The sequence below is a fragment of the Sphingomonas xinjiangensis genome (assembly GCF_014199255.1).
GTDB classification, from domain to species: Bacteria; Pseudomonadota; Alphaproteobacteria; order Sphingomonadales; family Sphingomonadaceae; genus Sphingomonas; species Sphingomonas xinjiangensis.
Genome location: NZ_JACIJF010000005.1, coordinates 62,631 through 84,283, shown reverse-complemented (window position 1 = coordinate 84,283; position 21,653 = coordinate 62,631). Strand labels below are relative to the sequence as shown.

The window sequence follows — 21,653 nt, the reverse complement described above, 5'->3', positions numbered from 1 at the left end:
TCGATGAGGCGCGTGCCGCTGATCGGCCTTCATGCCGCGCGCAGGGTGCGGCCAGTCGTTCGACAACCTTCGGCGGCTTCAAGATGACTTGAAACACTCCCACGCCGCGTGACGGGACGGCTCGTCCCAGAAGGTGTTAGTCACGATGATTGCTGCAGTGGATCCGCCAACATCACGATCGGCGATCGCGTACCCGAACCAAGAACGGTTTCGCCGGAAAACGCGTTTGTCACTCGTGAGTGGCGCTGCCGTCAAATCCTTTAGGGTCCAATGCGGCCGAAGCTGATCATCATAGAACTCGGCGAGATCACTGCCGCTCGTCGTCGGAATCGTCAGGAAGCGAGCTTCAAGGCATTCGGCTCCGTCCTTTCTCATATCGCGCATGATCAGGTCGGCGATCTGGATCAGGTCGCTGCGATAAGGGTCAGGGAACGGGATCTGCGCATCGGCGACGGCGTAGCTCGGGTCCTTGGGCGAGGCGACCGGCGCGGCTGGTGAACAGGCCGCGCCGGTCAAGATCAGCGTCAACGCAACCGCGAGCCGATCAGGGCCGCGCGTTCGCCGAGACGAAGTTGAGCGTCGACAGGAATGCCGAGCGCGAGTTGGAGAGCGAGGAGTCATTGCCTGCAGCGTCCGTCGGAAGGGCGGCGTCGGTCAAGGCCTGAGTCGGGTGATTGCCACCGGCGCCCGCGAGCGAGCTTTGAGCGGTGCGCACCCAATCCTTGGCGACCGCCGCGGCGACCGACGCGACACCGAACTTGTCGAGCAACGTCAGACCCGAGGCCAGCGTGTTGCCGATTAGCTGGTTCTGCGCTGCATTGTCGCTGTCGATCGACCGCGCCGCGGCTGAAGCGGCACCGATGAAGTAACCGAGCCCAGTGGCAGTCCGATATTGACCGTTCACCGCATGGTCGAAGGCAGCGTCCGGAGTCGCCTGACCAACGTTGCCGGCCGCGACACGGGCCATCTGAGCGCCCAGACGGCCCTTGGCACCCTGATCATTCTCCAGCATCGTGCGCGCATAGCTGGCGAGCGCATTGCCGTTGGCCGTGGCGACGTCGCCGGAGCCTGCCGGCGGCTGGCGGAACTGCGACAGGTCGTTGACGATGCCGCTCGGATCGCTGTCGATAATGTTGCCGAGCGCGTTGGCCATCTCGAGCATCGCCCGCTTCGGCTCGCTTGCGTTCTGACCCGTGAGCACCGCGGTGGTCGGCGGCCGCTCGCCACGCAGAACTTCCGCGCCGACAGCAAAAGCCTGTGCCTTTTGGTGCGCGCTCGGCATGGTCGCGAAAGCTTGGGACAGCTCGGTAAAGAGCGCGGTGTTGTAGCCCGGTGTCTGAATCGGCGAGCCCTGGCCAGTGAAGTGGGACGACGTCTCGCCGATTGCCGCCTGGAAGACCGCTCGCTGCTGGCCCGAGTCGAGCGTGTTGAACGCAGTTTCCAATTGGGCGCCGCGCATCGAGCTCAGCACTTCGCCCACGGCGACGGCCTGAGGATTGCCATGATGGGTGGTGCGGCTGAGAAGGCCGTTGTCGAACTGCGTGTTGCCGTCGGCGTTGACTGTGTCGGGGCCGAGCGCGCGGACGAAGTCGATCTTCGTCTGCGGCGAGGCGTGAGCGGCGACGGCCTGGCCGAGTTCCTGCACATAGCCGGCACCCTCACGACCCCGATCGCCGCCGATCGTATCGAACGCGCGGCTCAAGAACGCGAGATTGTTGCCGTCGAGCTTGCCGGCCACGTCGGTTATGAACTGGCGGCGTTCATCGGCCGAGAGGTTGCCCGTGAAGACGCTGCTCGAGGTGATCGTGCTGGCAAGATCGTCGAGGCGACCATCGGCCTGAAGACCCGCGACCACCGCGTTGGCATCGGTTGCCGACAGGCTTGCAAGCGTGCTGGCGATCGCCTGATCGTCACCATGGGTCTGGGCGTTGAGAAAGCCGGTGCCGTCGAGGTGCTCGTCGATCTTGGCCCGGGCGGCCTGGGCCTCGGGGCTTGGTCCGGTCGGCGTCTGGGCGGGTTGCGTCGGAACCTGGCTGGGCAGTCGTGCCTGAGCGAGCTGAACCGTGGTTCGGGGCGCTGGCGGTGCGGGGGGCGGAGGAGGCGCTGTCCGCGTGCTCGCACCGTCGACTGCTGAAACCATGACGTCCCTCATTGGCTGGGAGTGAGTAGCTGCCGATGAGGGTTAGGCGGGTGACGCTGGCCTGTACCTAGACGATTCGATTAGGCGGGCGAGTTAGCTGCGATTTCGGCGCAACAACATCGCGCCGCCAACGCCAACGCCTGCGCCACCGGCGACAAGGGCAAGCATGCCGTAAGACGGGTTCGGCGTACCGCTCGGTTTGGAAGGACCCTCTTCGGCTATTGGCGGTTCGATACTGCTGGCAGAAATCGGCACGAACCCGCTCTCGGTCAACTCCATGGCCGTCAGATCGAGGCCCATCCGCTTGGCGCCTTGATTGACCGCGGCGCCGAAGCGGCGAAGGCCATCAGGATTCTTCTCGTTCTGCGAAACCGCGGTATCTACGAGCGCCATTTGAACCAGCAGCGCCTCGGCGAGCTCCTGCTTCGCGGCATCACCGGCACCTGCGATCTCGGTTGACGAGCCCAATGCTCTCTCAAGCTGGGAGCGAACAGCTTGGACCTTGCCCCGGCTCGGCGTCTCGTTGCGACCGCGCGTGGCGTTCCACGCGGCGATCATCCAGACAGTATAAGCGTCGGCGACATTGTCGACGCGAATGCCGAGGGGGGCCAGCAAACCGCCGAGTCGGTCGATGAAGTCCCCCTGAGCAAACAGCCGCTCCAAGTCTTGCGCATTCCCTGGGTCGATCGCCCGTGTCTTGCTAACAAACGCCTTGAGATTGGCGGCGCGCCGCGCCTTGGAGGGCGTGTAGCGCAACTGAGCCACTTGAGCGGAGGATGCGGCTGGAGCATCCAGAATACGTCGCGACTGGCTGCTCCCGCGGGGCTGGGACGAGCGCGGCTGTCCGCGCATTTGCTCACGCAGGTGGAGGCCAAGGGTGTCTGTGCCGGTTACAGACGGAATGATGGTGCTCCAGCCCATGTTCTGGGCCGATGCGCTGGCCGGCCAGATCAGTGACAAGCCAAGCAGGATCGCCGCCGCACGCTTCATGGATACCCTCCACAAACAAAAACAAAGGGGAAAGCGGCTTTTACGCCGCTCTCCCACCAAAGTGAAACCGGTTGGTCTTATTGCTTGCGCGACATACCGCTCAGACCTTCGCCGATCGTCTTGATGACGGTGCTGCTGGCGTTCATAAGATAGGAGAATTCCTGGCCGGCAACTTGGAGGTCCGTGGAAGCTCTGACGGACTTGTTGCTGCCCTGCTTGTCGAGCGCCTTGGCCATCGTGTCCATGTCCTGGACCTTTTTGTCTAGCGCATCTGCCATCGAGTCGGCGATGACCTGCAGCCAGCTGCGGCCATTCTTCCCGCCCTTGGTCTTTTCGGCTTCGGCGCGGTCCTTGCCTTCCTTGAAGGCTTCGGCGAGCTTGTCGAAGATGTCGCGCGAGTCCTGCTGAGCGGCGCGCTGCAGCTCACCCTGTTCGCGGGGCGAGAGGTTGAAGGCCTGTGTCAGCTCAGCAATCGCCTCGGGGATGCTAGCAGGACCGCCGATGGTGCCGGTGGCCGCCGAAAAGGCGTTCTGCGCCATGTTGATCATGCCCTGCGGCAGTCCCAGCTGCTGGCCGACCTGGCCAATGACTTCCTTGATGATCGCCGTGCCCAGGGTGCGGGTGGCAAGCGCCGCCCAGCCGGCCGGACCCGCAAGCGCCAGGCCAGCGTTGATCGGGTTGAAGAAGGATCCGGTGAGAGAGCCGATGAAACCGCCGCTCATGCTACTTCCTTTCGCTTCGGAATTTTGCGCTCCATTCGGGGAGCTGGCCGGTTGCGACCTGTGGCCGCTACAAGGGGAGATTGGCCGCAAATGCCGCGGGGCGCGCTCCACGATTCGTTTAGTTCGGCTCAACGATCCGCTTAGATCGGTCATTGGATCGGCAGGAAAAGCAGTCCCGCCAGGCTGTTGAGCTCGCGAACGCCGTCTAGGTCGAGCTTGCGGATCGCGTTGTTCATATGGGTGCGCACCGTGTTCTCGGTCATGTTGAGCAGCGTGCCGATGTCGCCGTTGGCGCGGCCCCAGCCGAGGAAGCGCAGCACCGCGGCTTCGTTGCGGGTGAGCGTCTGGAGCGCGGCCAGGTGAAGCAGCGGCACGCGCCAGCCGACGACGATGAACTCGCCGATCTGGATCTCGCGGGCGTGTGCGTCTCGCTTCGCCTCGGCCTCGCGTAGCTGTTCGATTAGTCGAGCGAGATCGTCGGCGCCGGCATCGCGGGGCGGATCTTGGCGAAGGACTTGCCCGGTCATCGCGGCGCCGCCGTTCGTTGAAGCACGCCGCCGGCGATCTCTTCGCGCGTGCCGAGATCCGCGACGATCGCTTGGGCGAGCAAGGGCAGGGTGAGGATCACCACGAAGGCGGCGGCGGCCGCCTTGATCGGCATCGACATCGAAAAGACGTTGAACGACTGGGCGAAGCGATTGAGGAAGCCCATGCCGATGTCGATGACGTAGAGCACCGTCAGCACCGGCGCGGCGAAGAGGAAAGCGAGCGCGAACAGCCGGCCGAATTCGCCTTCAAAGAACTGCAGCGCGCGCATGTCGAGCTGCAAGCCGCCCGGGCCGAGCGGCCAGACGAGATAGCTGCCCATCACTGTTCCGACGAGCAGCATCAGCCCGCCGGCGGTGACGAAGACGACCTCGGCGAAGCGGCCGAGCAGAATACCGGTCAACGAGGTGGTGGTGCCGCTCAGCGGATCGACCAGCTGGCCGATCGTGGCGCCCACCTTGGTATCGATGATTTCGCCCGCTGCGGCGAGCGCCCAGAGTACGGTGCCGAAGAAGAAGCCGATGATCGCGCCGGCCGAGGCCTCCTTGAAGAGCATCGTCACCCAGCCCATGGCGGTCAGATCGGCGGGGCGGAAATCCGGCTGCATCTGCAGCGCGACGAGGCCGAAGGTGACGATGATGCTGTTGCGCACGGTCCCCGGCATCACGTCGCGCGAAAACACCGGCACGAAGACGAAGGCGAAGGCGAAGCGGGCGGAGGCAACTGCAACGGTCAGCAGCTGATCGAGCCAGGGCATTGCCGCGAATAGCGGAATGCCGACGCCCGGAGGCGCTGCCTCGATCATCGCCCGACCCCCGCCAGGCCGGTGAAGATCGTGTCGGCATAGCTGTAGAGCGTTCCCGCCATCATGCTGGCGGTGACGAAAATGCTGATCACGATCGCGAAGAACTTCAGCGTATATTGCAGCGTCTGTTCCTGAAGCTGTGTCGCCGCCTGGACTATCGCGACCAGCAGGCCGACGACCGACGCAGCGATGATCGGCGGCGCCGACAGCAGCAGCACCAGCCACAGCGCCTGGGTGGTCAGGGCGACGATGTCGTCGCTCATCGCGCGCGTGCCTCAGGCATAGGAGAGCACCAGGCCGTGGCTGAGCTTCACCCACCCGTCGACCAGCACGAATAGCAGGATCTTGAACGGCAGCGAGATCGTCACCGGCGAGAGCATCATCATGCCCATCGCCAGCAGGATGTTGGAGATGACCATATCGATGACGAGGAACGGCAGGAAGATCAGGAAGCCGATCTGGAAGGCGAGTTTCAGCTCCTTCACCACGAAGGCCGGGATGACGATGACGAAGTCGGTCTCCTTCAGCTGTGACGCCTTGGCCGGATCGCCGATTCGCTGCTGAGTGCGCCAGAAGAAGGCGCGTTCGCGCGGGTCGCTGTGCTTGACCAGGAAGGCGCGCAGCGGCTCCTTGGCGCGATCGGCCGTCGCGAAGATGTCGCCGGTGCTCTCGATCGGGTTTTCGGCGGCTGGCGGTGGATCGCCCGGCATGGTGGGCGAGGTCGGCCCCTGAACCGCGGCGGCGGTCTGCATCTTGTCGAGCGTCGGGTACATCACGAACACGGTGAGGATCAGCGCCAAACCGTTCAGCACTAGATTGGGCGGCACCTGCTGCAGGCCCAGCGCATTGCGCACGAGGCTCAACACCACGACGATCTTGGTAAAGCTGGTCACCATCACTGCGAAAAAGGGTGCGAGAGCGATCAGGACGACGGTGATCAGCGCCGAGCCGGGTGTGAACTCGGCGAGGTTCATGCGGCGTTCTCCGCCACGTCGCCTGGCTCTGCAGGATTGGCGGTATCGTCCATGGCCGCCCGATGATCGATCAGCACGGCGAAGCGATCACCGAGCTGGACCAGCTCGCCATGGGCGAGCAGTCGGCCGGCGACCAGCAGGTCGACCTGCATCCCTTCGGTGACCGGCCCAAGCGGCAGGGACATGCCTGGTCGCAGATCGGCGAGGCTGGCGGCGCTCACCATGCGTTCGGGCAGGCGTAGAGTCAGCGGTACCGCGAAGTCCCGCGACGAAGATGATGCGTCGTTCATGGGCGCTCCTTGAGGGTGCGGCGTGAAGGTGCCAGAGAAGAAGTCGAACTGGCCGCTCGTCTCGTCGAGCATGGCGCCGGGCCGGGCGGAGATCAGGACGAGGTCGCCCGGCGCAAGCTCACCCGCTTCGGCGATCGGCAGCCGCGGACCCCGAAGCATCAGCTGCGCGAGCATCGGCATAGTGGCGAGCAGCGGCGGCAATGCGGCGGCGCGGACCTCCCATTGCGCACGGAGGGGGTGATCGAGAGGAAGGGCGATCTCGCCGGAAGCATGGTCCCGCGCAAAGCCGACGACCGCGCTGTTATCGCCCAGGTCGGCGATGATGTTCTCGGGTTCGAGCGCCAACCCGAGGGTCGATTCGACCGCGCTCAGCAGCGGTTCGGCGGTGTCGAGCAGCGCGGACGCCTCGGCAATGCGCTCGGGGTGCAGCATCGCCTCCGCCAGTCGGAACCGGCTGCCGTCCAAACAGCTGAACCAAGGTCCGATCCCAGGCGCGGGCACGAGCTGTGTGGTGAAGCCGGACGCTTCGAGCAGGCGGCTGATCGCCTGTCCGAAGGCGCTGACTTCAGGGTCGACCTTTGGCAGGCCGACCAAGGCATTCATGCGGAGAGCGGTAGCCATCAGAACCGCGCCTTCGTCGGGTCGGCGGGCAGGGGCACGGGAGGAGACGATCCGGCCGGCCAGCGGGCAAGCAGGTTGATCGAACCCGCGGTGACTCCGACCAGCATGGTCTCACCTCGCGCCTCGATTAGCACGACGCGCTCACGTTGGCCGAGCGGCATCGAGCGGAGGAAGCGGATCGGCTGTTCGCCCTCGCCATTCGCGGCGACACCGAGCTGGCGGTCCTGAAGCTTCTTCAATAGCCAGATGACGCCCCAGGCCATGCCTAGTACGAGCGCCAGCGCCAGCACGATCGCGACGATCGACGAGATTACGGCTCCGATTCCCATGTCGCTTGTCCGTCTCCCTTTATGAAGTTTAGTGCGCTGCGGCGGCAGCCATGCGGCGCGGTGCGGCATCCATGTCGTGGAGCATCGGCGCATCGCCGCTGCGCGCCTTGGCCGCCCAGAGGATCACTGCGGCGACGGCGTCGAACAGGTCCTCGGGCACGATCTCGCCCACTTCGCCCCGCGCCCACAGAGTTCGGGCGGCCTGGATGTTGCGGATGATGGGGACGCCCGCGCTTTCCGCCTCCTGGCGCATCGCCGCCGCCAAATCGCCGACGCCCTTGGCGGCGATCATCGGCACGGGGCAATGCTCCTCGTCATAGTCGAGCGCGATCGAAATGTGAGTGGGGTTGACCAGCAGCGCCGCGGCGCCGCGGGTGGCGCCCAGATTGTTTTGGTTCGCCCATTCCTGATGCATGTCGCGGCGCATCGATTTGACCTGCGGGTCGCCTTCATCCTCCTTGTGCTCCTGCTTGATGTCGCGGCGGCTCATCTTCATCTTCTTGATGAAGCTGTGCTTGGCGTAGACGCGATCGGCGACCGCCACGAACAGGAAGACGGCGACGATCATCGCCAGCATCTTGAGGGTGAGCGAATAGGTGAGGCCGAGCGAGCTCATCGCGGCGCCGGCGCCGGCATTGTCGATTGGTGAGGTGCCCACCAGACGGATCAGCTGGCCGGACTCCTCGAGCGCGATGCGAATCACCAGCCAGGCGATCGCGACGATCAGTCCGACCTTCACCAGCGTCTTGGCAAGTTCAAAGAGGCCATCCTTGCCGAACATCCGCTTGAACCCTTCCATCGGGTTCAGCTTCTCCAGCCCGAACTTCATCTTCTCGGTCGTCATCACCGGGCCGATCTGGAGGAATTCGGTCACTGTGCCGATCACGGCCACAGGCACCAGCGTCACGAAGCTGATCCGCAGCAGCGTCCAGGCGGCGTCCCACCCGGCCGTGGTCGCAGCCTGATCGAAGGATGCCGTCGCAGCCGTCTTCAGCGTGTCGCCAGCCAAGCGGGCGAGCTCGCCCGCCGCATAGCCGGACACGCAAACGAACAGGATCAGCCACGCCAAGGTCAACAGGCCAGTGGCCAAGTCCTTCGACTTGGCAACATCGCCCTTCTTGCGCGCATCCCTGAGCTTTTTCGGCGTCGGTAGTTCGTTTTTGTCAGCACTGTCGTTGGATTGGCCCACGCAGGTACTACTCCTCTGCGCGAGATCTATGCAGATGAAAGCATAAACTGGCGCAGCTCAGCAGGTCGCGGCGACGACAGCCCGTGGGGCGGGGCTGCCGTCTTCATCAAAATCCGGCAGAGTGGGCCGTATGGTCAACCATAGAAATTAAGGAGCAGGCCCGAAACGACCGCTCTAAGTTATTGATTTTACAGAAGACGATATGATTCGGCGCGCGATGAACCGTTCAACTCACCCGTTCAGCCGTACCAACAAAGCTGTTAGTTGGAGAAATTTTAGTGAAGTTCCGCGAGCAAAAATCAATTGATCGCTTAATTGCCACGGCTGAACGTGTGAGGACAACACAAAATAAAAATCAACCGATGACTTGAAACTGCAAGAAAACGTCGACAGCCTTACGGAGTTCCCGGACAAGCAGGACGGGAACGGTGGGGCATCGTGCTGAAACAACTGTTGGCCGCAAGTGCGGCTGGTAGGCGAGGAGCGGTGCAAAATGTCACGTTTTTCTGAAGGTGCTGCGGGCCTGATCGGAACCGCGGCTGCGATGGTGTTGGTGCAACCTGCGCAGGCGCGGGAAGAGACGCCGCCACCGCCCTGTCCACTGACTGCCACGTTGCGAGTGGCGGAAGCGTCGTCGCTGGCGGGGATTCAATCCTTGACCAACTGCGCGAGCAGTATCGTCGTCGCGCCTGCCAGGCCGACGGAGGGCCTGCCGCCGCCCACCATGCGAATCGTGCCGGGGGAAGAAGTGCCCGACGACATTCGACGAGCCGGCGGTGCAGTGATGTTCGCTGCTTCGGCCGGGGGCGGATCGAAGCGGCCCACGTCGACACGTCGGCCGGAAACCGGCCCCGTGCAGGTGACGGCGACTGCGCCCAGCGCAAACGAGCCGGTCACGGTTGCCGCAGTCGCGCTGCCCGCGACGGAGGCGGAGGCGATCCTGGCGATGCGACCCGTTTCCTACGCGACGCCCTATGATTCGATGATCACCCGAGTCGCGGCGCGACATCGGATTGATCCGCTGCTGCTTCATGCCGTGATCGATCAGGAGTCGCGATACCGCGCCAATGCGGTAAGCCACGCCGGCGCCCGCGGGCTGATGCAGTTGATGCCCGGCACTGCCCAGATGCTGAACGTCAGCCAGATCGCCGATGCTGAAGCCAATGTGGATGGCGGCGCGCGTCTGCTCCGTAAGCTGCACGGCCGCTACAACGACTTCAGCCTGACGCTGGCCGCCTACAATGCCGGCGAGGGCGCGGTGCGCAAATACGGCAACCGCGTACCTCCCTATCGCGAGACGCAAAATTACGTCGTGCAGGTGATGGGGCGGTACAACAAACTCGTGTCGGAGCAGGCGGTCGGGAAGCGCTGATTCATGGCTCGTAGTCTCTCCTTGCGGCGCTTGGGGCCACTGCCCGTGCGGGTAGCCGATGTGCTGCTCGTCGGCATCCTGGTGACGGTCGTCATGTTGATGATCGTGCCGATGCCGCCGCTGGCGCTGGACGTGCTGATCGCCACCAACATGACGATCGGTATCCTGCTGCTGCTGAGCAGCATGTACGTCACCAAGCCGCTCGACTTTTCGACGTTTCCGACCGTGCTGCTGCTTTCGACGCTGTTCCGTCTGGCGATCAGCATCTCGACGACCCGCATGATCCTGACCGAGGTGGATGGCGGCGACATCGTCGAACAGTTCGGCGAGATGGTTGCCGGAGGCAATCTGATCGTCGGGCTGGTCGTGTTCCTGATCATCACGATCGTCCAGTTTATCGTGATCTCGAAAGGCGCCGAGCGCGTCGCCGAAGTGGCGGCGCGGTTCAGCCTAGACGCGATGCCGGGCAAGCAGCTGTCGATCGACAGCGACCTGCGATCGGGCATCCTGACCAAGGAGGAAGCCAAGGAAAAGCGGCGTACGCTGGAGCTGGAAAGCAAGCTGCACGGCAGCCTGGACGGCGCGATGAAGTTCGTGAAGGGGGATTCGATCGCCTCGGTCATCATCGTGCTGGTGAATCTGATCGGTGGCCTGGCGGTTGGCATGCTCTACCACGACATGTCGGCGAGCGAGGCGGCGACCACCTTCTCCATCCTGACGATCGGCGACGGATTGGTGGCGCAGGTGCCGGCGCTGTTTTCCGCCATGGCGGCAGGCCTGCTGGTCACTCGCACCACCGACGACGAGAAGGACAGCGACCTGGGTCCGGCGATCGCACGCCAGCTTTCGGGCAAGCCGCACGTTCTGATGATCGCGGGCGGCCTCGCGTTCCTGCTGGGACTGATCCCGGGATTCCCCACATTGGTCTTCTTCGCGCTGGCGGTGGCGCTGCTGCTGGGCGGCGCTGCCACTCACCCGCGATCGGGTGCGTGGATCCGCGGCAAGCTTGAAGTGCAGCCTGCCGATGCGATCGCTCTAACGGGCGAAACGGTTATCGAGGCCCGAGCACTGCCGGTGCTCGATCCGCTTCGATTGTCGGTCGGGCTGGGCGCTGACACCCCGACGTTCCAGGCGCTTCGCGATCGGGTGAGCGCGGTCGTAGCGCGGCTTCAGGAGCGGAGCGGCATTGCCATTCCAAGCCTTCGCATCGTGCCTGACGCGAACCTTGGCACCGGGGGCTGGGCGCTGGCCGCCTATGACGCGCCGCTAGGTGCCGGCGCGGTCCAAGGCGATGATTTGTCGGAACTCATTGCGGACCACGTCGAACGGTTGTTGAACCGTAACCTGGTGCTGTTCCTAGGCCTGCAGGAAGTCACCGACCAACTAAACCGGCTGGGCGACAGCTATCCCGAAGTCGTCAAGGAAGCGGTTCGTGCCGTACCCACCGGCCGCATCGGTGAAGTGCTCCGCTTGCTTGCCGAAGAGCGCGTGCCGCTGCGCAACTTCCGCGACGCGGTCGAGGCGATCGGCGAAATTGGCCAGTACGAGCGCGAGGCGGTGCCCATGGCCGAGCGCGTCCGCGTCGCCATGCGCCGTCACCTGATTGCGCCATTGTGCGACGAGGGCCGACTGCGCGTGCTGATTGTTGGCACCGACTTGGAAGATGTGATCCGCCAGACGCTGACCCCAGTCGACGGCCAGATGCGGCTCGCGATCAATCCGCATCAGATGCGGGCGCTCAATCAGCTGCTCGCCAGCCAAGTCTCAACCACCGGCGCGCGGGCGATCCTGACTGCGCAGGATCTGCGCCGCCCGCTTCGGCTGTTGATCGCAGGCGACTTGTTCGACGTGCCCGTCATCAGCTTCAACGAGCTCAACCCGGCCGTCCCGCTGGACATCGTCGGCGAGCTCAATTCCGCCCCGGACAGCCTGACCAGTCAGGCGCAAAACGAGTTTGCCCTATGATCCGTCTGTCGCGTGCCGTGATGTTGCTCGCCTGCGCTGCGCTGTTGCCGCAGCCGGGCGCGGCGCAGGAGCCGCCGCTCAACGAAAAGACGATTACCTTCACGGCTCGCGCGCAGAATGTGGATGCGGCGGTTGCCGACCTGTTCGGCCAGTCTGGGCTGAAGGTGAAGGTGAGTTCCGCCATTTCCGGCAAGGTGAACGGCGTTTGGACCGGCAGCCCTAAGAAGATCTGGAGCCAGTTGTCGCGCGCCTTCAACCTGGTTGCCTATTACGACGGCGCCGTCGTTCGCGTTTATTCGAGCGCCGAGATCCAGTCGCGCAGCTTTAACGCCGCCAATCCGCGAGGGGTCGTGCGCGATGCGCGCAAGCTGCGGATCGTCGATGATGCCAACAAGGTTGCCGCATCCTCAGGCAGCGTGAGCGCGACCGGCGTGCCGGCATTCCTTGACCGTGTGGCACAGCTTGCGGGCAGCGCCAGCGGCGCCCCGGCCATCATTCACGCGTCGACTACCCCATCCACCGCCGCGGTGATCTCGCCCTTGCTCGGCCCCGCAGCACTCGAAACGGTGAGTAGCGTGCCGATCCGCTCTCGCGTGTTGAGCAGCGCCACGGCGCGATCACCCTATGAAGTGCGAGTCTTCTACCTGCGTTATGCCCGGGCGGACGACACCATCCAGAAGAGCTTCGACCGGACGATCACCATCCCCGGTGTCGGATCGATCCTGCGCGGCATGATGGGCGATGGTCGTCCGTCGAACACCGTGTCGACGGCCGGCAACTTCGACATTCAACGCCAGTCGCTGCCGCGTCTTGGCGGACGCGGGCTGAACGCTGTGCCTCCCGATGAGGATCAGCGCAGCTTCGACCAGCAGGGTACGCCCGGGCTCGACACTGTGGTCATCCAGCAGGCAGCGGTGCGCGACATCAACGGCCCACGCGTCGAGGTTGATCCAACCAACAATGCGGTGCTGGTCCGTGACCGTCCAGAATCAATGAAGGTTTATGAGGACATCGTCCGTGCACTAGACGTTGAACCCCGCGGCGTCGAGATCGAGGCAACGATCCTGGAGCTCGACACGAGCCGGCTGAAGGAACTCGGCCTCGATTTCGGGTTCGGAACCGGCGGTCTTGGCGCGCTGTTCGGTGGCACGGCGATGAACCCGACCGAGAGCTTCAGCAACGGCAATATCGGTGCGGCCTATCTGACCGGCGGCCTCGACCTGTTCGTGGCGCGCATCACCGCGCTGGAGAAGACCGGCGCGCTTCACGTCATCTCGCGGCCGCGGTTGAGCACGCTCAACAACATCCCAGCGGTGTTCAATAATCAGGTTCAATACTACGTTCGCGTCGCCGGCGACCGCCAGGTGGACCTGTTTCCCGTGACCGCGGGCATGGTGATGCGCGTCAACCCATCGGTGCTGTTCGACGGCGGCGAACTGCGCACGCGGCTGTCGATCGAGATTCTCGACGGATCACCGAGCGGCATGATCGTCGACGGCATCCCGGCGGTGAAGCAATCGAGCATCAACACCAGCGCCGTCGTCAAGCAGGGCGAGAGCCTGTTGATCGGCGGCATGACGGTCGACCAGCAGTACGACTTCAAGTCGAAGGTGCCGGTCGCGGGCGACATTCCAATTCTCGGGCAGGCATTCCGGAAGCGGAAGAAGGGCGCGCAGCACATGGAGCGCATCTTCCTGATCACCCCGCGGGTCGTGTCGCGCAGTTCGCAGGTGGCGGCGATGCGGCCGAGCGCGACCGATCCGATCCCGATCGAGCAGATCCACGCCGCGGCCAAGGGCAAGAAGCGGGGGCGCAAATGAACGCGCCGTTCGCGCCGCTGATGGTCGGCACCACGGTGCTGCGGGTGCTGAGCGGCCGGCTGAGCGGCGCCGAGCACCGGCTGCATGCGGGCAAGTTCGTGCGAGTGGGGCATGGTTTCGACCATGACATAGTGCTGCGCGACGCCAGCACTCGGGGAGTCTCGATGGAAGTCGCCTTGGGCGACGATGTCGCGCGCGTGCGGGTGATCGGCGGCCGGGTGATGCTGCTCGGTCGGCCTGTGCTGGACGGCGAGGAGGTGGCGCTGCCCCCCTATGTGCCGATGCGGATCGGGGTGTTCGCGGTCGCGATCGGCGATCCGCGGTCCACTCGCTGGGAAGAGGCGGCGCGCCTCTCGACCATGCTGTCGCCGCAAACCGATGCCGAGCCGCCCGAGCGTGCCGGGATCGGCGAGCGGGTCGCCACCCGCCTCTACCCGATGCGCGGGGCGCTGTCGCTCGGTCGGCAATGGCCGCTCTATGGCGTCGTCGCCGCGCTGTTCCTGCTCGTCACGCTGGCGGCGGCGCCGGCTTCGCATTGGATCGCGCGCCAGTTCCGCGATGCCGGCATCGACCGGGCAATGCTGGCAAGCGCTGGCTTCGGCGATCTGAAGGTCAGCGACGGGCCGGATGGCACGGTGATCCGCGGGACCGTAAAGGACGATGCGGCCCTCGCCCGGTTGCGCATGATCGTATCAGACCGGATCGGCCCGGCGATACTCGACGTCGATACGATGGAGGGCCTGGCCGCCTCTGCGACTGACCTGCTGCGTGCGCAAGGCGTCGATGGCGAGGCGAAGGCGCGGCGCGGCAATGCGCTGATGGTGTCGGCGGAGTTCCTGCCCGCCGATCGCCAGATCGAGCTTGCCAAGCTGATCAAGCAAGATTTGCCCGCCGTGTCGCGGGTCTATTTCGCGGCGGACGCCAAGCGCGGCGACCGCGACCTGCAGTATTTCTTCTCCGGGTCGCAATTTGGCCTGGCGACCTTCGTCGACGGCGATCCCGGCTATCTGACCACCGCTGACGGCACCCGCTGGTTTGCCGGTGCGCAGGTGCCGACCGGACATCGCATCATCGCCATTGGGCAGGGCCGCGCTAGCTTCGAGCGCGACGGCCAGGTCGAAGAACTCGTCCTCGGGCCCAGCACGCCGCCGGCCCCGGACCAATCCATCCCTGTGAGCGGCGAGACCAGCGGAGTAACCCAGTCATGACCAATCCGATCAACAGCGCTAGCCTGTCGACTCTGGCGTCCCTCGGCACCATGGGTACCAACGAGACCCGTACCGGAAAGGGCAATTGGTTCGAGGCGTTCGGCGAGGCCTGGGGGAAGGCACTCGACACCCAGGCGGATCAGATCACCAATCAGGCTGACATCGTCAGTCAGGGTGGCGACAAGCCGTCGGACATCACGCAATTGACCACCGAGTCGATGCGCATGAGCTTCATGGCAAACAGCTCGCACACTTCGATCGATAGCGTGTCGAAGGCGCTGGAAACCATGGCGCGGAAGAACTGATCGTGAGCGTCGATGCGATCGGCGCGCTGGCGGGACCAGCAGGCGCAGGCGGCAGTACGCGGGCGTTCGAACTGCTGCCCGCCGGGGGCGGGGCAGGGGGGCTAAGCCCCGGAGCGGAGGGCCGATTCCAAGCTGCGCTGGACAAAATGGGCGGAATCGAGGGCGCCGTGCAGGCCGGTCCGCTTCCGCCTGCGCTGAAGGGCATGTTCAATGCGCTGGATCAGGTCAACATCCAGGCTCGATCCGTCTCTCGCTATGCGCAGGCGGCTGAGGCCAGCGGCGGCCAGCTGACCCCTGGCGAAATTGTTCAGCTCACCATGAAGTGCTCCGAATTCATGTTTCAGGCGCAGCTCACGTCCAACATCGCCAACCGGAGTTCCGACGGCGTGCAACAGCTCTTCAAGCAGCAATGACGGCGCTTCCCCTTCATCGATGCTGGCAGGGGCGCATCGCCGCGCCCCTGCTGTTCATCGCGGCGCTGGGCCTGGGCGGCTGCGGCAAGCAGGAAGTCTATGGCAAGCTGAACGAAACGGCCGCCAACGAGATGATCGCGGTGCTCAGCCAGTCCGGGATCGTCGCCAGCAAGGTGGAGGGCGAGAAGGGAGCGTGGAGCGTCGATGTCAGCCAAGGCGACTTCGCCAAGGCGGTCGAGACGCTGCGCGCGCATGGCCTGCCGCACGAGGAGTACGACTCGCTTGGCACCGTATTCAAGAAGGAGGGTTTCACTTCCACGCCGCTCGAGGAGCGGGCGCGGCTGGTCTATGGCCTGTCGCAGGAGCTGAGCCGCACGATCAGCAACATCGACGGAGTCGTCCAGGCGCGCGTCCACCTGACCATGCCGGAAGCCGATCCGCTGTCGCGCGAAGCCAAGCCGTCGGCGGCATCGGTGTTCGTCAAATACCGGACCGGCTTCGACCTGCGCAGCCAGACCGGTGCGATCAAGGCGTTGGTGACCAACGCAATCGAGGGGCTGACCTATGATCGCGTGTCGGTCGTGATGGTGCCGGCGCAAACACTGCCGGTGCTACCGCGGGAAGAAGGCATGGTGCCGATCGCGACGCTGCTGGCGCTGTTCGCGCTAGGTGTGCTGGGCGTGGCCGGGAGGGCGTTCTGGCGCATGCGGCGTCCGAAGCCCGGGCTGCCCGATACGGTGCGCTCGTGAACCCGGCGCTGCGCTCCCGCCGGATCGCCACCCTCGCACCGAAGGGACGCGGCGCGCGCTTCGGCGCGCGCGCGAGCGGGAACGCAGCACCACGGTACGACGATCTCGCCAAGCTGCCCGACTGGCTCAACCAACCCATGGAGAAGCGCGAGCAGGTTGCGGCACTGGCGGCGCTGCTGCGCTATCGACGTGCCATCGATGCCGAACTCTCGGGCCCTCGCCTCGCGCAGATCGCGGCCGCCGTCGGTGAAGCCCTGTTCGACGCCGCTTGTGAAGTGCCGGCATGGCGAGAAGGGCCGCAAACCCTGCCGCCACCCGACCGGCTGATCGCGGACGGGCGTGCGTTGATGGTTGCGGCGCTGCCGCACTCGCTTTCCGATCGCTTCTCGGGGGCGCGCGACGATGCGTCGGCCCGCGCGATCGTCGTTCGCGCTCAGCATATCGCAGAAGCACTCTCATGACCTATCACCTGGTCCATGCCGATGATGCGACGCTGTTGGCGAGCGATCGCGCCGTGATCAAGCGCAGCGAGCGCGCCACCTTCACCGACGCGGTCAGTCTTCTTAGAGAGGCAGGCGTCATCCGCATGCGGACGCAAGCCGATGCAGATGCCGCCCGGGACGCCGCGCGTGCCGAAGGGCTCGAGGAAGCGCGCGCCGAGGTCCAAGCGCTGATCGCAGAACAGGTCGCTGCCTTTGCCGAAGCGCTGGAGCGCCACGAGCAATCTCGCCGAGCCGAAATCGCCGAGGCTGCCTTTGCCGCCGTGCGCGCAATCATCGGCTCGTTTGACAACGAGATAGTAGCCGCCGGCCTGGTCGAGCGGACGCTCGCCAAGTTGCCGGCTTCGGGGCCAATGACGGTATTCGTCGCGCCGCCGGTCGCCACGGCGGTCCAGGATCGCGTGGGGGACCTCAGCCATGTCACGCTGAAGGCGGATCCCGATCTTGGCTCGCATGACTGCCTAGTTCGCACCAGCACGGGTCAAGTGATCGCCAGCCTGTCGATACAGCTCGGCTCCCTCGCGAAGCGTTGGGGCGTGGCGACGTGACCATGCGAGGTGACGCCCTCTCGCTCGTGCGCGCGCTCGATGCCGCGCCGATGTTTGAGCAGCATGGTCGCATCACCGGCGCGCTCGGCACTACCCTGCGCGTCACTGGCGTGCGGGCGCGGATCGGCGAGAACTGCGAGATCGTCGACGCGGAAACTGGCTTCTCGCTCTGGGCCGAGGTGATCGGCCTCGCCGACGGTGGCGCGGTCCTGACGCCGCTCGGGGACTTGCGCGGCCTCTCGCTCGATAGCGACGTGATCCTGCGCAGTGGTGAGGATCGCGCGCCCTATGGCACCGACATGTTCGGCCGCGTGCTCGACGCGCGGTTGCAGCCGCTGGACGGTCTCGGCCCGATTCGTCGCGGTGCGGACCGACCGATCCATGGCGACTCGCCCAATCCGATGGATCGCCGCCCGATCGACCAGATGGTCGAAACCGGCATCCGCGCGATCGACGGGCTGCTCTCGATCGGCATAGGCCAGCGGGTTGGCATCTTCGCGAGCGCCGGCGTCGGCAAGTCGACGCTGCTCGCCAATCTGGCGCGCCAGGCGAAGTGCGACGCAATTGTCATCGCGCTGATCGGCGAACGTGGACGCGAAGTCCGCGAGTTCATCGAGGAGACGCTCGGCGAGGAGGGGCTAGCGCGATCGGTGGTGATCGTCGCCACCTCCGACCGCCCTGCGATGGAGCGCGTTCGCGCCGCACATATCGCCACCGCCATCGCAGAGGGACTTCGCGAGGAGGGGCGGCATGTCCTATTGTTGATGGACAGCGTCACCCGCTTCGCCCGTGCGCTGCGCGAGATCGGGCTGGCGGCTGGCGAGCCTGCCGTGCGCCGTGGTTTTCCGCCCTCCGTGTTCGCCGAACTGCCGCGGCTGTTCGAACGCAGCGGCGCTTCGGCGGCCGGGGCGATCACAGCGCTCTACACCGTGCTGCTCGAGGATGAGGACGGGGATCCGATCGGCGAGGAAGTCCGATCGCTGCTCGACGGCCATATCGTGCTGTCGCGCAAGCTGGCGTCACGCGGCCATTATCCGGCGATCGACGTGCTCGGCAGCCTGTCGCGCCTGTTTCCGCGGCTTTCGACGCCGGCGCAGCAGCGGGCTGCGCACGGCCTACGCGTAATGCTTGCCAAGCTCGACGAGATTGAACTGCTCGTTCAGATCGGCGAGTATCAGCCCGGCCGCGATGCGCTGGCCGATCGCGCGCTGGCCGAGCGTGGCGCCATCAACGCATTCTTGCGCCAGGGCGGCGGCGACCGCTCGGCACTTGGCGAATGCATTGCCCGGCTGCGCACCTTCGAGGAGATGGAATATGGCCGCTGATCAGCGCGGGCCGATGCTCGCCCGTATCGCGCAAGTGAAGGGTCAGCGGCTGACGCGACTGGCTGGCGAAGCACGCAGCGCCGCCGATCTGGCGGCGACCGAGACAGAGCGCGCGAGTGCCGAACGCTCCGCTGCAGAGGCGCAGCGCAGCGAGGCGCGATCGGCGTTCAACCTGATGCCCGGCTGCCCTCAGGCGCGGCTATGGCTCGACAAGACGATCGCTGGCGAAATTGGCGCGGTTGCGACGCTTGCCGACAAAGTTGCGCGGCTGGATCTCGCCCGCGACGCGCATGGTGCCGCGGTTCGTGCGCTAGACCAGCATCGGGTGCGCAGCGACTTGCTCGCCGAGCATCACCGGGGCGTGCGCCGCGTCGAGGGGCGTCGCGCAGAGGATCGCGCCGAGGCCGACATGGTCATCCGATCAACGGGGCGCACCCTATGAACAATTTCTCTTCCTCACCCAGCGCAACATCGTCGCGCACTCCGAGACCACGCCCCGCCGAACCGCGGGGCGAACTTCGCCAAACGGGGTCGCGCCCCGCCGATCCACAGCCCAACCATCGCCGCGTCTTTGCCGAGGCGCTGTCCAAACATGCCGGCAAGGGCATGGCCAAGGAGTTGCTGAAGGAGACGGGCGACGGACTAGCCGCCATCGCCAGTTCGCGTGAGTTCGCCAACGCCGCGCTGACCGCTCAGGCATCGCCAGCCGGAGACATCGACGCCGGGCTGCATGCCCAGCTTGACCGCATCGCCGCCGCCATCGCCGAAGTGGCAAAGAGCGGGGCGCAGCCTGAGGTGCACCTGTCGCTACCGCTCGGCGCCTATGCGGTAGAGGGCGCAGTGCTTGGCCGCGACTTGGCGGGGCGCGTCAACGTGACGCTGATCCCGAATGGCGCGGTGCCGCCGACGGTGGCGGCGCAATGGAGCGAGCAGCTGAGCGAGCGGCTGATCCGGCGCGAACTCCGCGTCGCGAAGGTCGGCGTTCAGGCGATGGGCAGGCGATCGCTGCCACCGGCATAAAGGGCAAGCGCACGCTGAACCTCGGAATTGTCGGAGCGGGTCGGCGCGCCTTGAAGATTGCGGCCGATCGTCAGCATCAGCGAATCGATCTGAGCGTATGCGACGAAACTGGAGATCGCGCCCGACACTTCACGCAGGCTGAGCGTGCGCTTTCCGGGACCATAGCGTCGGCCGACCGCCGTCTGGTTCAGGACCGTCTGAGTGACGGCATTGCCATATTCGTCGCTCCAGCTGCCGGTCAGGTCAGCGACGATGGTGAGGCCGTCGCGGGTCGCCGCGTCCAGCGCCTCGCCCTCGTGGCTCTGGACGACGGCCAGATCGCCGAGCGTCGTCTCGGCGATGCCGGTGATCACCATCGCGCGCTCGGCCTGAGTGACGGTCAGCTTGTCGAGGCGGAAGAGGCCGGCGATCGCCGGATCTTGCGCGGTTTCCATCGTGATCTTGGTGCCGTTGCCGAGCTCCACCGTCGTGGTGCCCCAGAAGCGGGCGTCGTCGGCACCATCGAGCGCAATCTGGGCGTTACCCCACACCAGGATGGTCTCGCCGGTGTCGCCGTGGGCGACGAAAACCGCCGATCGCGCCTCGTCGATGGTCAGCGAATAACCATCGGACAAATCGAGTACCACCGATCCGATGGCGATCGCCTTCACTTCGAAGGCGGGGGGTCCGGAGATCGCCGGCAGGTCCTTGGCCGGTGCCAAGAACAGCGCGACGTCGGCGCTCACGGGCAGGGTGGCGGCGCTGTCGGCAGGCGCGGCGATCGGATCGAGCAGCACCAGAGCATTGATGAGCACCGGCGTATCGCCAGCGCCTGCGCCCCCAATGCTGCCGACGGCGCCAGCGCTTACGGGGCTGAGGTCCATGGCGTATCTTCCCGCAGGCGGAACACCGCCGCCTCAATCGCGGCGCAGGCGTGATCGGAGGCGTCCATCCCCTGACGCCCGTCGGTATCGACCAGGTTGAAGTGCAGGCCCGACACCATGCCGAGCACGCTGCTGTGCGGCTTGGCGGCGAGCAAGGCGGCGATTTCGCTGGTAAACTCACCCAGTGCTCGCGACAGGCGCCCGGCATCGGCCGGACCGGCGCCAAGCACGGCGGCGAGGTCGTTGGCGACACCGTTTACGTCATAGCGATCGCCGCCACGGCCAAACCCGCGAGGAGCGCCGCCCGACGCGAGGCCGAGCTCGCTGGCGATGGTGGTGGCGACGCGACTCGCAATCGTGCTCATCGCCTGGCCGGCGAGCGCTGCCGGACTGCTGCCGGCAGCCTGCGCGCTGCCAAGCGGCACGGGATTGGAGCGGCCGACGCCGATGGGCTGGGTCATCGCTGAACCTCGTCGGAGGAATGGAACATACCATCGTAGATAGCGTGTAAGCGCCCGTTTCGCGCTCAACGAATCGCTTAGGGATTGTTACGGATCGCCGAGCCCAATCAGGAGTGAAATGCATGATCCTGACTCTCGCCGCCGCCGCGATGCCGCTTCCCCAGGCTGAGCGCAGCGCCGTGCTCGACACTGCGCACCAGGCCATCGAACGGCGGATCGGCAAACGCGCCAAGCTGCTGGTGCGGACGCTGAACAGCGAAGGCGACTGGGCGTTTCTGGTCGCGGCGATGCAGGACCCCACCGGCAAGCCGATCAGCTATGCCGGGACGTCGCTCGCCTCAGCCGAGGCGGAGGGCATGATCTCAAAGGATTACGCAGCGCTGATGAAGCGGCAGGGCGGCGGCTGGCGGATCGTCGTCCAGGCGCTGGGGCCGACCGACGTCGCCTGGGCGGGATGGGCAGGCGAGCACGGCGCTCCGGCCGCGCTGTTTCGCTGAG

General features: G+C 65.5%; 26 protein-coding genes. 13 read left to right on the top strand and 13 right to left on the bottom strand.

Annotation, left to right across the window (positions count from 1 at the left end; translation table 11 throughout):
• Nucleotides 1-78: 78 nt before the first annotated feature.
• From FHT02_RS10560 to FHT02_RS10510, 11 genes are all read right to left on the bottom strand, one after another.
• Nucleotides 79-528: a hypothetical protein gene (locus FHT02_RS10560; protein ID WP_184087290.1), complete on the bottom strand. Its 450-nt coding sequence runs from the start codon at nt 526-528 to the stop codon at nt 79-81.
• A 16-nt stretch (nt 529-544) separates the two neighbouring features.
• Nucleotides 545-2,140, bottom strand: a complete 1,596-nt coding sequence (locus FHT02_RS10555) for a hypothetical protein (RefSeq protein ID WP_184087288.1) — start codon at nt 2,138-2,140, stop codon at nt 545-547.
• Between the two features lie 93 nt (nt 2,141-2,233).
• Nucleotides 2,234-3,130, bottom strand: a complete 897-nt coding sequence (locus tag FHT02_RS10550) for a DUF6683 family protein (protein WP_184087286.1) — start codon at nt 3,128-3,130, stop codon at nt 2,234-2,236.
• A 77-nt stretch (nt 3,131-3,207) separates the two neighbouring features.
• Nucleotides 3,208-3,852, bottom strand: a complete 645-nt coding sequence (locus FHT02_RS10545) for a hypothetical protein (protein WP_184087284.1) — start codon at nt 3,850-3,852, stop codon at nt 3,208-3,210.
• Between the two features lie 149 nt (nt 3,853-4,001).
• Nucleotides 4,002-4,379 carry a helix-turn-helix transcriptional regulator gene (locus FHT02_RS10540; RefSeq protein ID WP_184087282.1) on the bottom strand — a complete coding sequence of 126 codons (378 nt, stop codon included), beginning with the start codon at nt 4,377-4,379 and terminating at the stop codon, nt 4,002-4,004.
• Nucleotides 4,376-5,155 (bottom strand): type III secretion system export apparatus subunit SctT, encoded by a 780-nt coding sequence (gene sctT / locus FHT02_RS10535; protein WP_246352349.1) that lies wholly within the window; start codon nt 5,153-5,155, stop codon nt 4,376-4,378. The genes FHT02_RS10540 and sctT overlap by 4 nt, the downstream gene beginning before the upstream one ends.
• A 44-nt stretch (nt 5,156-5,199) precedes the next feature.
• Complete coding sequence (sctS, locus tag FHT02_RS10530) at nt 5,200-5,466, bottom strand: type III secretion system export apparatus subunit SctS (RefSeq protein ID WP_184087277.1); 267 nt, start codon at nt 5,464-5,466, stop codon at nt 5,200-5,202.
• Between the two features lie 12 nt (nt 5,467-5,478).
• Nucleotides 5,479-6,177 (bottom strand): type III secretion system export apparatus subunit SctR, encoded by a 699-nt coding sequence (gene sctR / locus FHT02_RS10525; RefSeq protein WP_184087275.1) that lies wholly within the window; start codon nt 6,175-6,177, stop codon nt 5,479-5,481.
• Nucleotides 6,174-7,088, bottom strand: coding sequence for a FliM/FliN family flagellar motor switch protein (locus FHT02_RS10520; protein ID WP_184087273.1), 915 nt, complete (start codon nt 7,086-7,088; stop codon nt 6,174-6,176). Before FHT02_RS10520 ends, sctR begins: the two co-directional genes overlap by 4 nt.
• Nucleotides 7,088-7,417, bottom strand: a complete 330-nt coding sequence (gene fliO, locus FHT02_RS10515) for a flagellar biosynthetic protein FliO (RefSeq protein WP_184087271.1) — start codon at nt 7,415-7,417, stop codon at nt 7,088-7,090. The genes FHT02_RS10520 and fliO overlap by 1 nt, the downstream gene beginning before the upstream one ends.
• A 28-nt stretch (nt 7,418-7,445) precedes the next feature.
• Complete coding sequence (locus tag FHT02_RS10510; protein ID WP_184087270.1) at nt 7,446-8,606, bottom strand: EscU/YscU/HrcU family type III secretion system export apparatus switch protein; 1,161 nt, start codon at nt 8,604-8,606, stop codon at nt 7,446-7,448.
• A 493-nt stretch (nt 8,607-9,099) separates the two neighbouring features.
• Between FHT02_RS10510 and FHT02_RS10505 the strand changes: the two genes are divergently transcribed.
• Genes FHT02_RS10505 through FHT02_RS10450 form a run of 12 tightly spaced genes read left to right on the top strand, consistent with a single transcriptional unit; the run spans nt 9,100 to nt 19,831 of the window.
• Nucleotides 9,100-9,978 carry a lytic transglycosylase domain-containing protein gene (locus tag FHT02_RS10505; RefSeq protein ID WP_221239429.1) on the top strand — a complete coding sequence of 293 codons (879 nt, stop codon included), beginning with the start codon at nt 9,100-9,102 and terminating at the stop codon, nt 9,976-9,978.
• Nucleotides 9,979-9,981: 3 nt separating this feature from the next.
• Nucleotides 9,982-11,943, top strand: a complete 1,962-nt coding sequence (locus FHT02_RS10500) for a flagellar biosynthesis protein FlhA (protein WP_184087268.1) — start codon at nt 9,982-9,984, stop codon at nt 11,941-11,943.
• A complete protein-coding gene (gene sctC, locus FHT02_RS10495) occupies nt 11,940-13,763 on the top strand; it encodes a type III secretion system outer membrane ring subunit SctC (protein ID WP_184087266.1) in 1,824 nt (607 codons plus the stop codon). The genes FHT02_RS10500 and sctC overlap by 4 nt, the downstream gene beginning before the upstream one ends.
• Nucleotides 13,760-14,971 carry a hypothetical protein gene (locus FHT02_RS10490; RefSeq protein ID WP_184087265.1) on the top strand — a complete coding sequence of 404 codons (1,212 nt, stop codon included), beginning with the start codon at nt 13,760-13,762 and terminating at the stop codon, nt 14,969-14,971. Before sctC ends, FHT02_RS10490 begins: the two co-directional genes overlap by 4 nt.
• Nucleotides 14,968-15,276, top strand: coding sequence for a hypothetical protein (locus tag FHT02_RS10485; RefSeq protein ID WP_184087263.1), 309 nt, complete (start codon nt 14,968-14,970; stop codon nt 15,274-15,276). Before FHT02_RS10490 ends, FHT02_RS10485 begins: the two co-directional genes overlap by 4 nt.
• 2 nt (nt 15,277-15,278) lie before the next feature.
• Nucleotides 15,279-15,689 (top strand): hypothetical protein, encoded by a 411-nt coding sequence (locus FHT02_RS10480; protein WP_184087261.1) that lies wholly within the window; start codon nt 15,279-15,281, stop codon nt 15,687-15,689.
• Nucleotides 15,686-16,438: a type III secretion system inner membrane ring lipoprotein SctJ gene (sctJ, locus tag FHT02_RS10475; RefSeq protein ID WP_184087259.1), complete on the top strand. Its 753-nt coding sequence runs from the start codon at nt 15,686-15,688 to the stop codon at nt 16,436-16,438. Before FHT02_RS10480 ends, sctJ begins: the two co-directional genes overlap by 4 nt.
• Nucleotides 16,435-16,899 carry a hypothetical protein gene (locus FHT02_RS10470; protein WP_184087257.1) on the top strand — a complete coding sequence of 155 codons (465 nt, stop codon included), beginning with the start codon at nt 16,435-16,437 and terminating at the stop codon, nt 16,897-16,899. Before sctJ ends, FHT02_RS10470 begins: the two co-directional genes overlap by 4 nt.
• Complete coding sequence (locus FHT02_RS10465) at nt 16,896-17,486, top strand: FliH/SctL family protein (RefSeq protein ID WP_184087255.1); 591 nt, start codon at nt 16,896-16,898, stop codon at nt 17,484-17,486. The genes FHT02_RS10470 and FHT02_RS10465 overlap by 4 nt, the downstream gene beginning before the upstream one ends.
• Nucleotides 17,487-17,488: 2 nt before the next feature.
• Nucleotides 17,489-18,811 (top strand): FliI/YscN family ATPase, encoded by a 1,323-nt coding sequence (locus FHT02_RS10460; RefSeq protein ID WP_184087253.1) that lies wholly within the window; start codon nt 17,489-17,491, stop codon nt 18,809-18,811.
• Nucleotides 18,801-19,253: a hypothetical protein gene (locus FHT02_RS10455; protein ID WP_184087251.1), complete on the top strand. Its 453-nt coding sequence runs from the start codon at nt 18,801-18,803 to the stop codon at nt 19,251-19,253. The genes FHT02_RS10460 and FHT02_RS10455 overlap by 11 nt, the downstream gene beginning before the upstream one ends.
• Nucleotides 19,250-19,831 carry a hypothetical protein gene (locus FHT02_RS10450; protein WP_184087248.1) on the top strand — a complete coding sequence of 194 codons (582 nt, stop codon included), beginning with the start codon at nt 19,250-19,252 and terminating at the stop codon, nt 19,829-19,831. Before FHT02_RS10455 ends, FHT02_RS10450 begins: the two co-directional genes overlap by 4 nt.
• Here the strand turns inward: FHT02_RS10450 and FHT02_RS10445 are convergent.
• Together FHT02_RS10445 and FHT02_RS10440 are read right to left on the bottom strand one after the other, a co-directional pair.
• Entirely contained in the window at nt 19,795-20,694 is a 900-nt protein-coding gene (locus FHT02_RS10445) for a DUF1521 domain-containing protein (RefSeq protein ID WP_184087246.1), read from the bottom strand. The genes FHT02_RS10450 and FHT02_RS10445 overlap by 37 nt on opposite strands.
• Nucleotides 20,676-21,155 (bottom strand): hypothetical protein, encoded by a 480-nt coding sequence (locus tag FHT02_RS10440; protein WP_184087244.1) that lies wholly within the window; start codon nt 21,153-21,155, stop codon nt 20,676-20,678. The genes FHT02_RS10445 and FHT02_RS10440 overlap by 19 nt, the downstream gene beginning before the upstream one ends.
• A gap of 122 nt (nt 21,156-21,277) precedes the next feature.
• Here FHT02_RS10440 and FHT02_RS10435 point away from each other — a divergent pair, with 122 nt between their 5' ends.
• Nucleotides 21,278-21,652, top strand: coding sequence for a hypothetical protein (locus FHT02_RS10435; protein ID WP_184087242.1), 375 nt, complete (start codon nt 21,278-21,280; stop codon nt 21,650-21,652).
• The last annotated feature ends 1 nt before the right edge of the window (nt 21,653 follow it).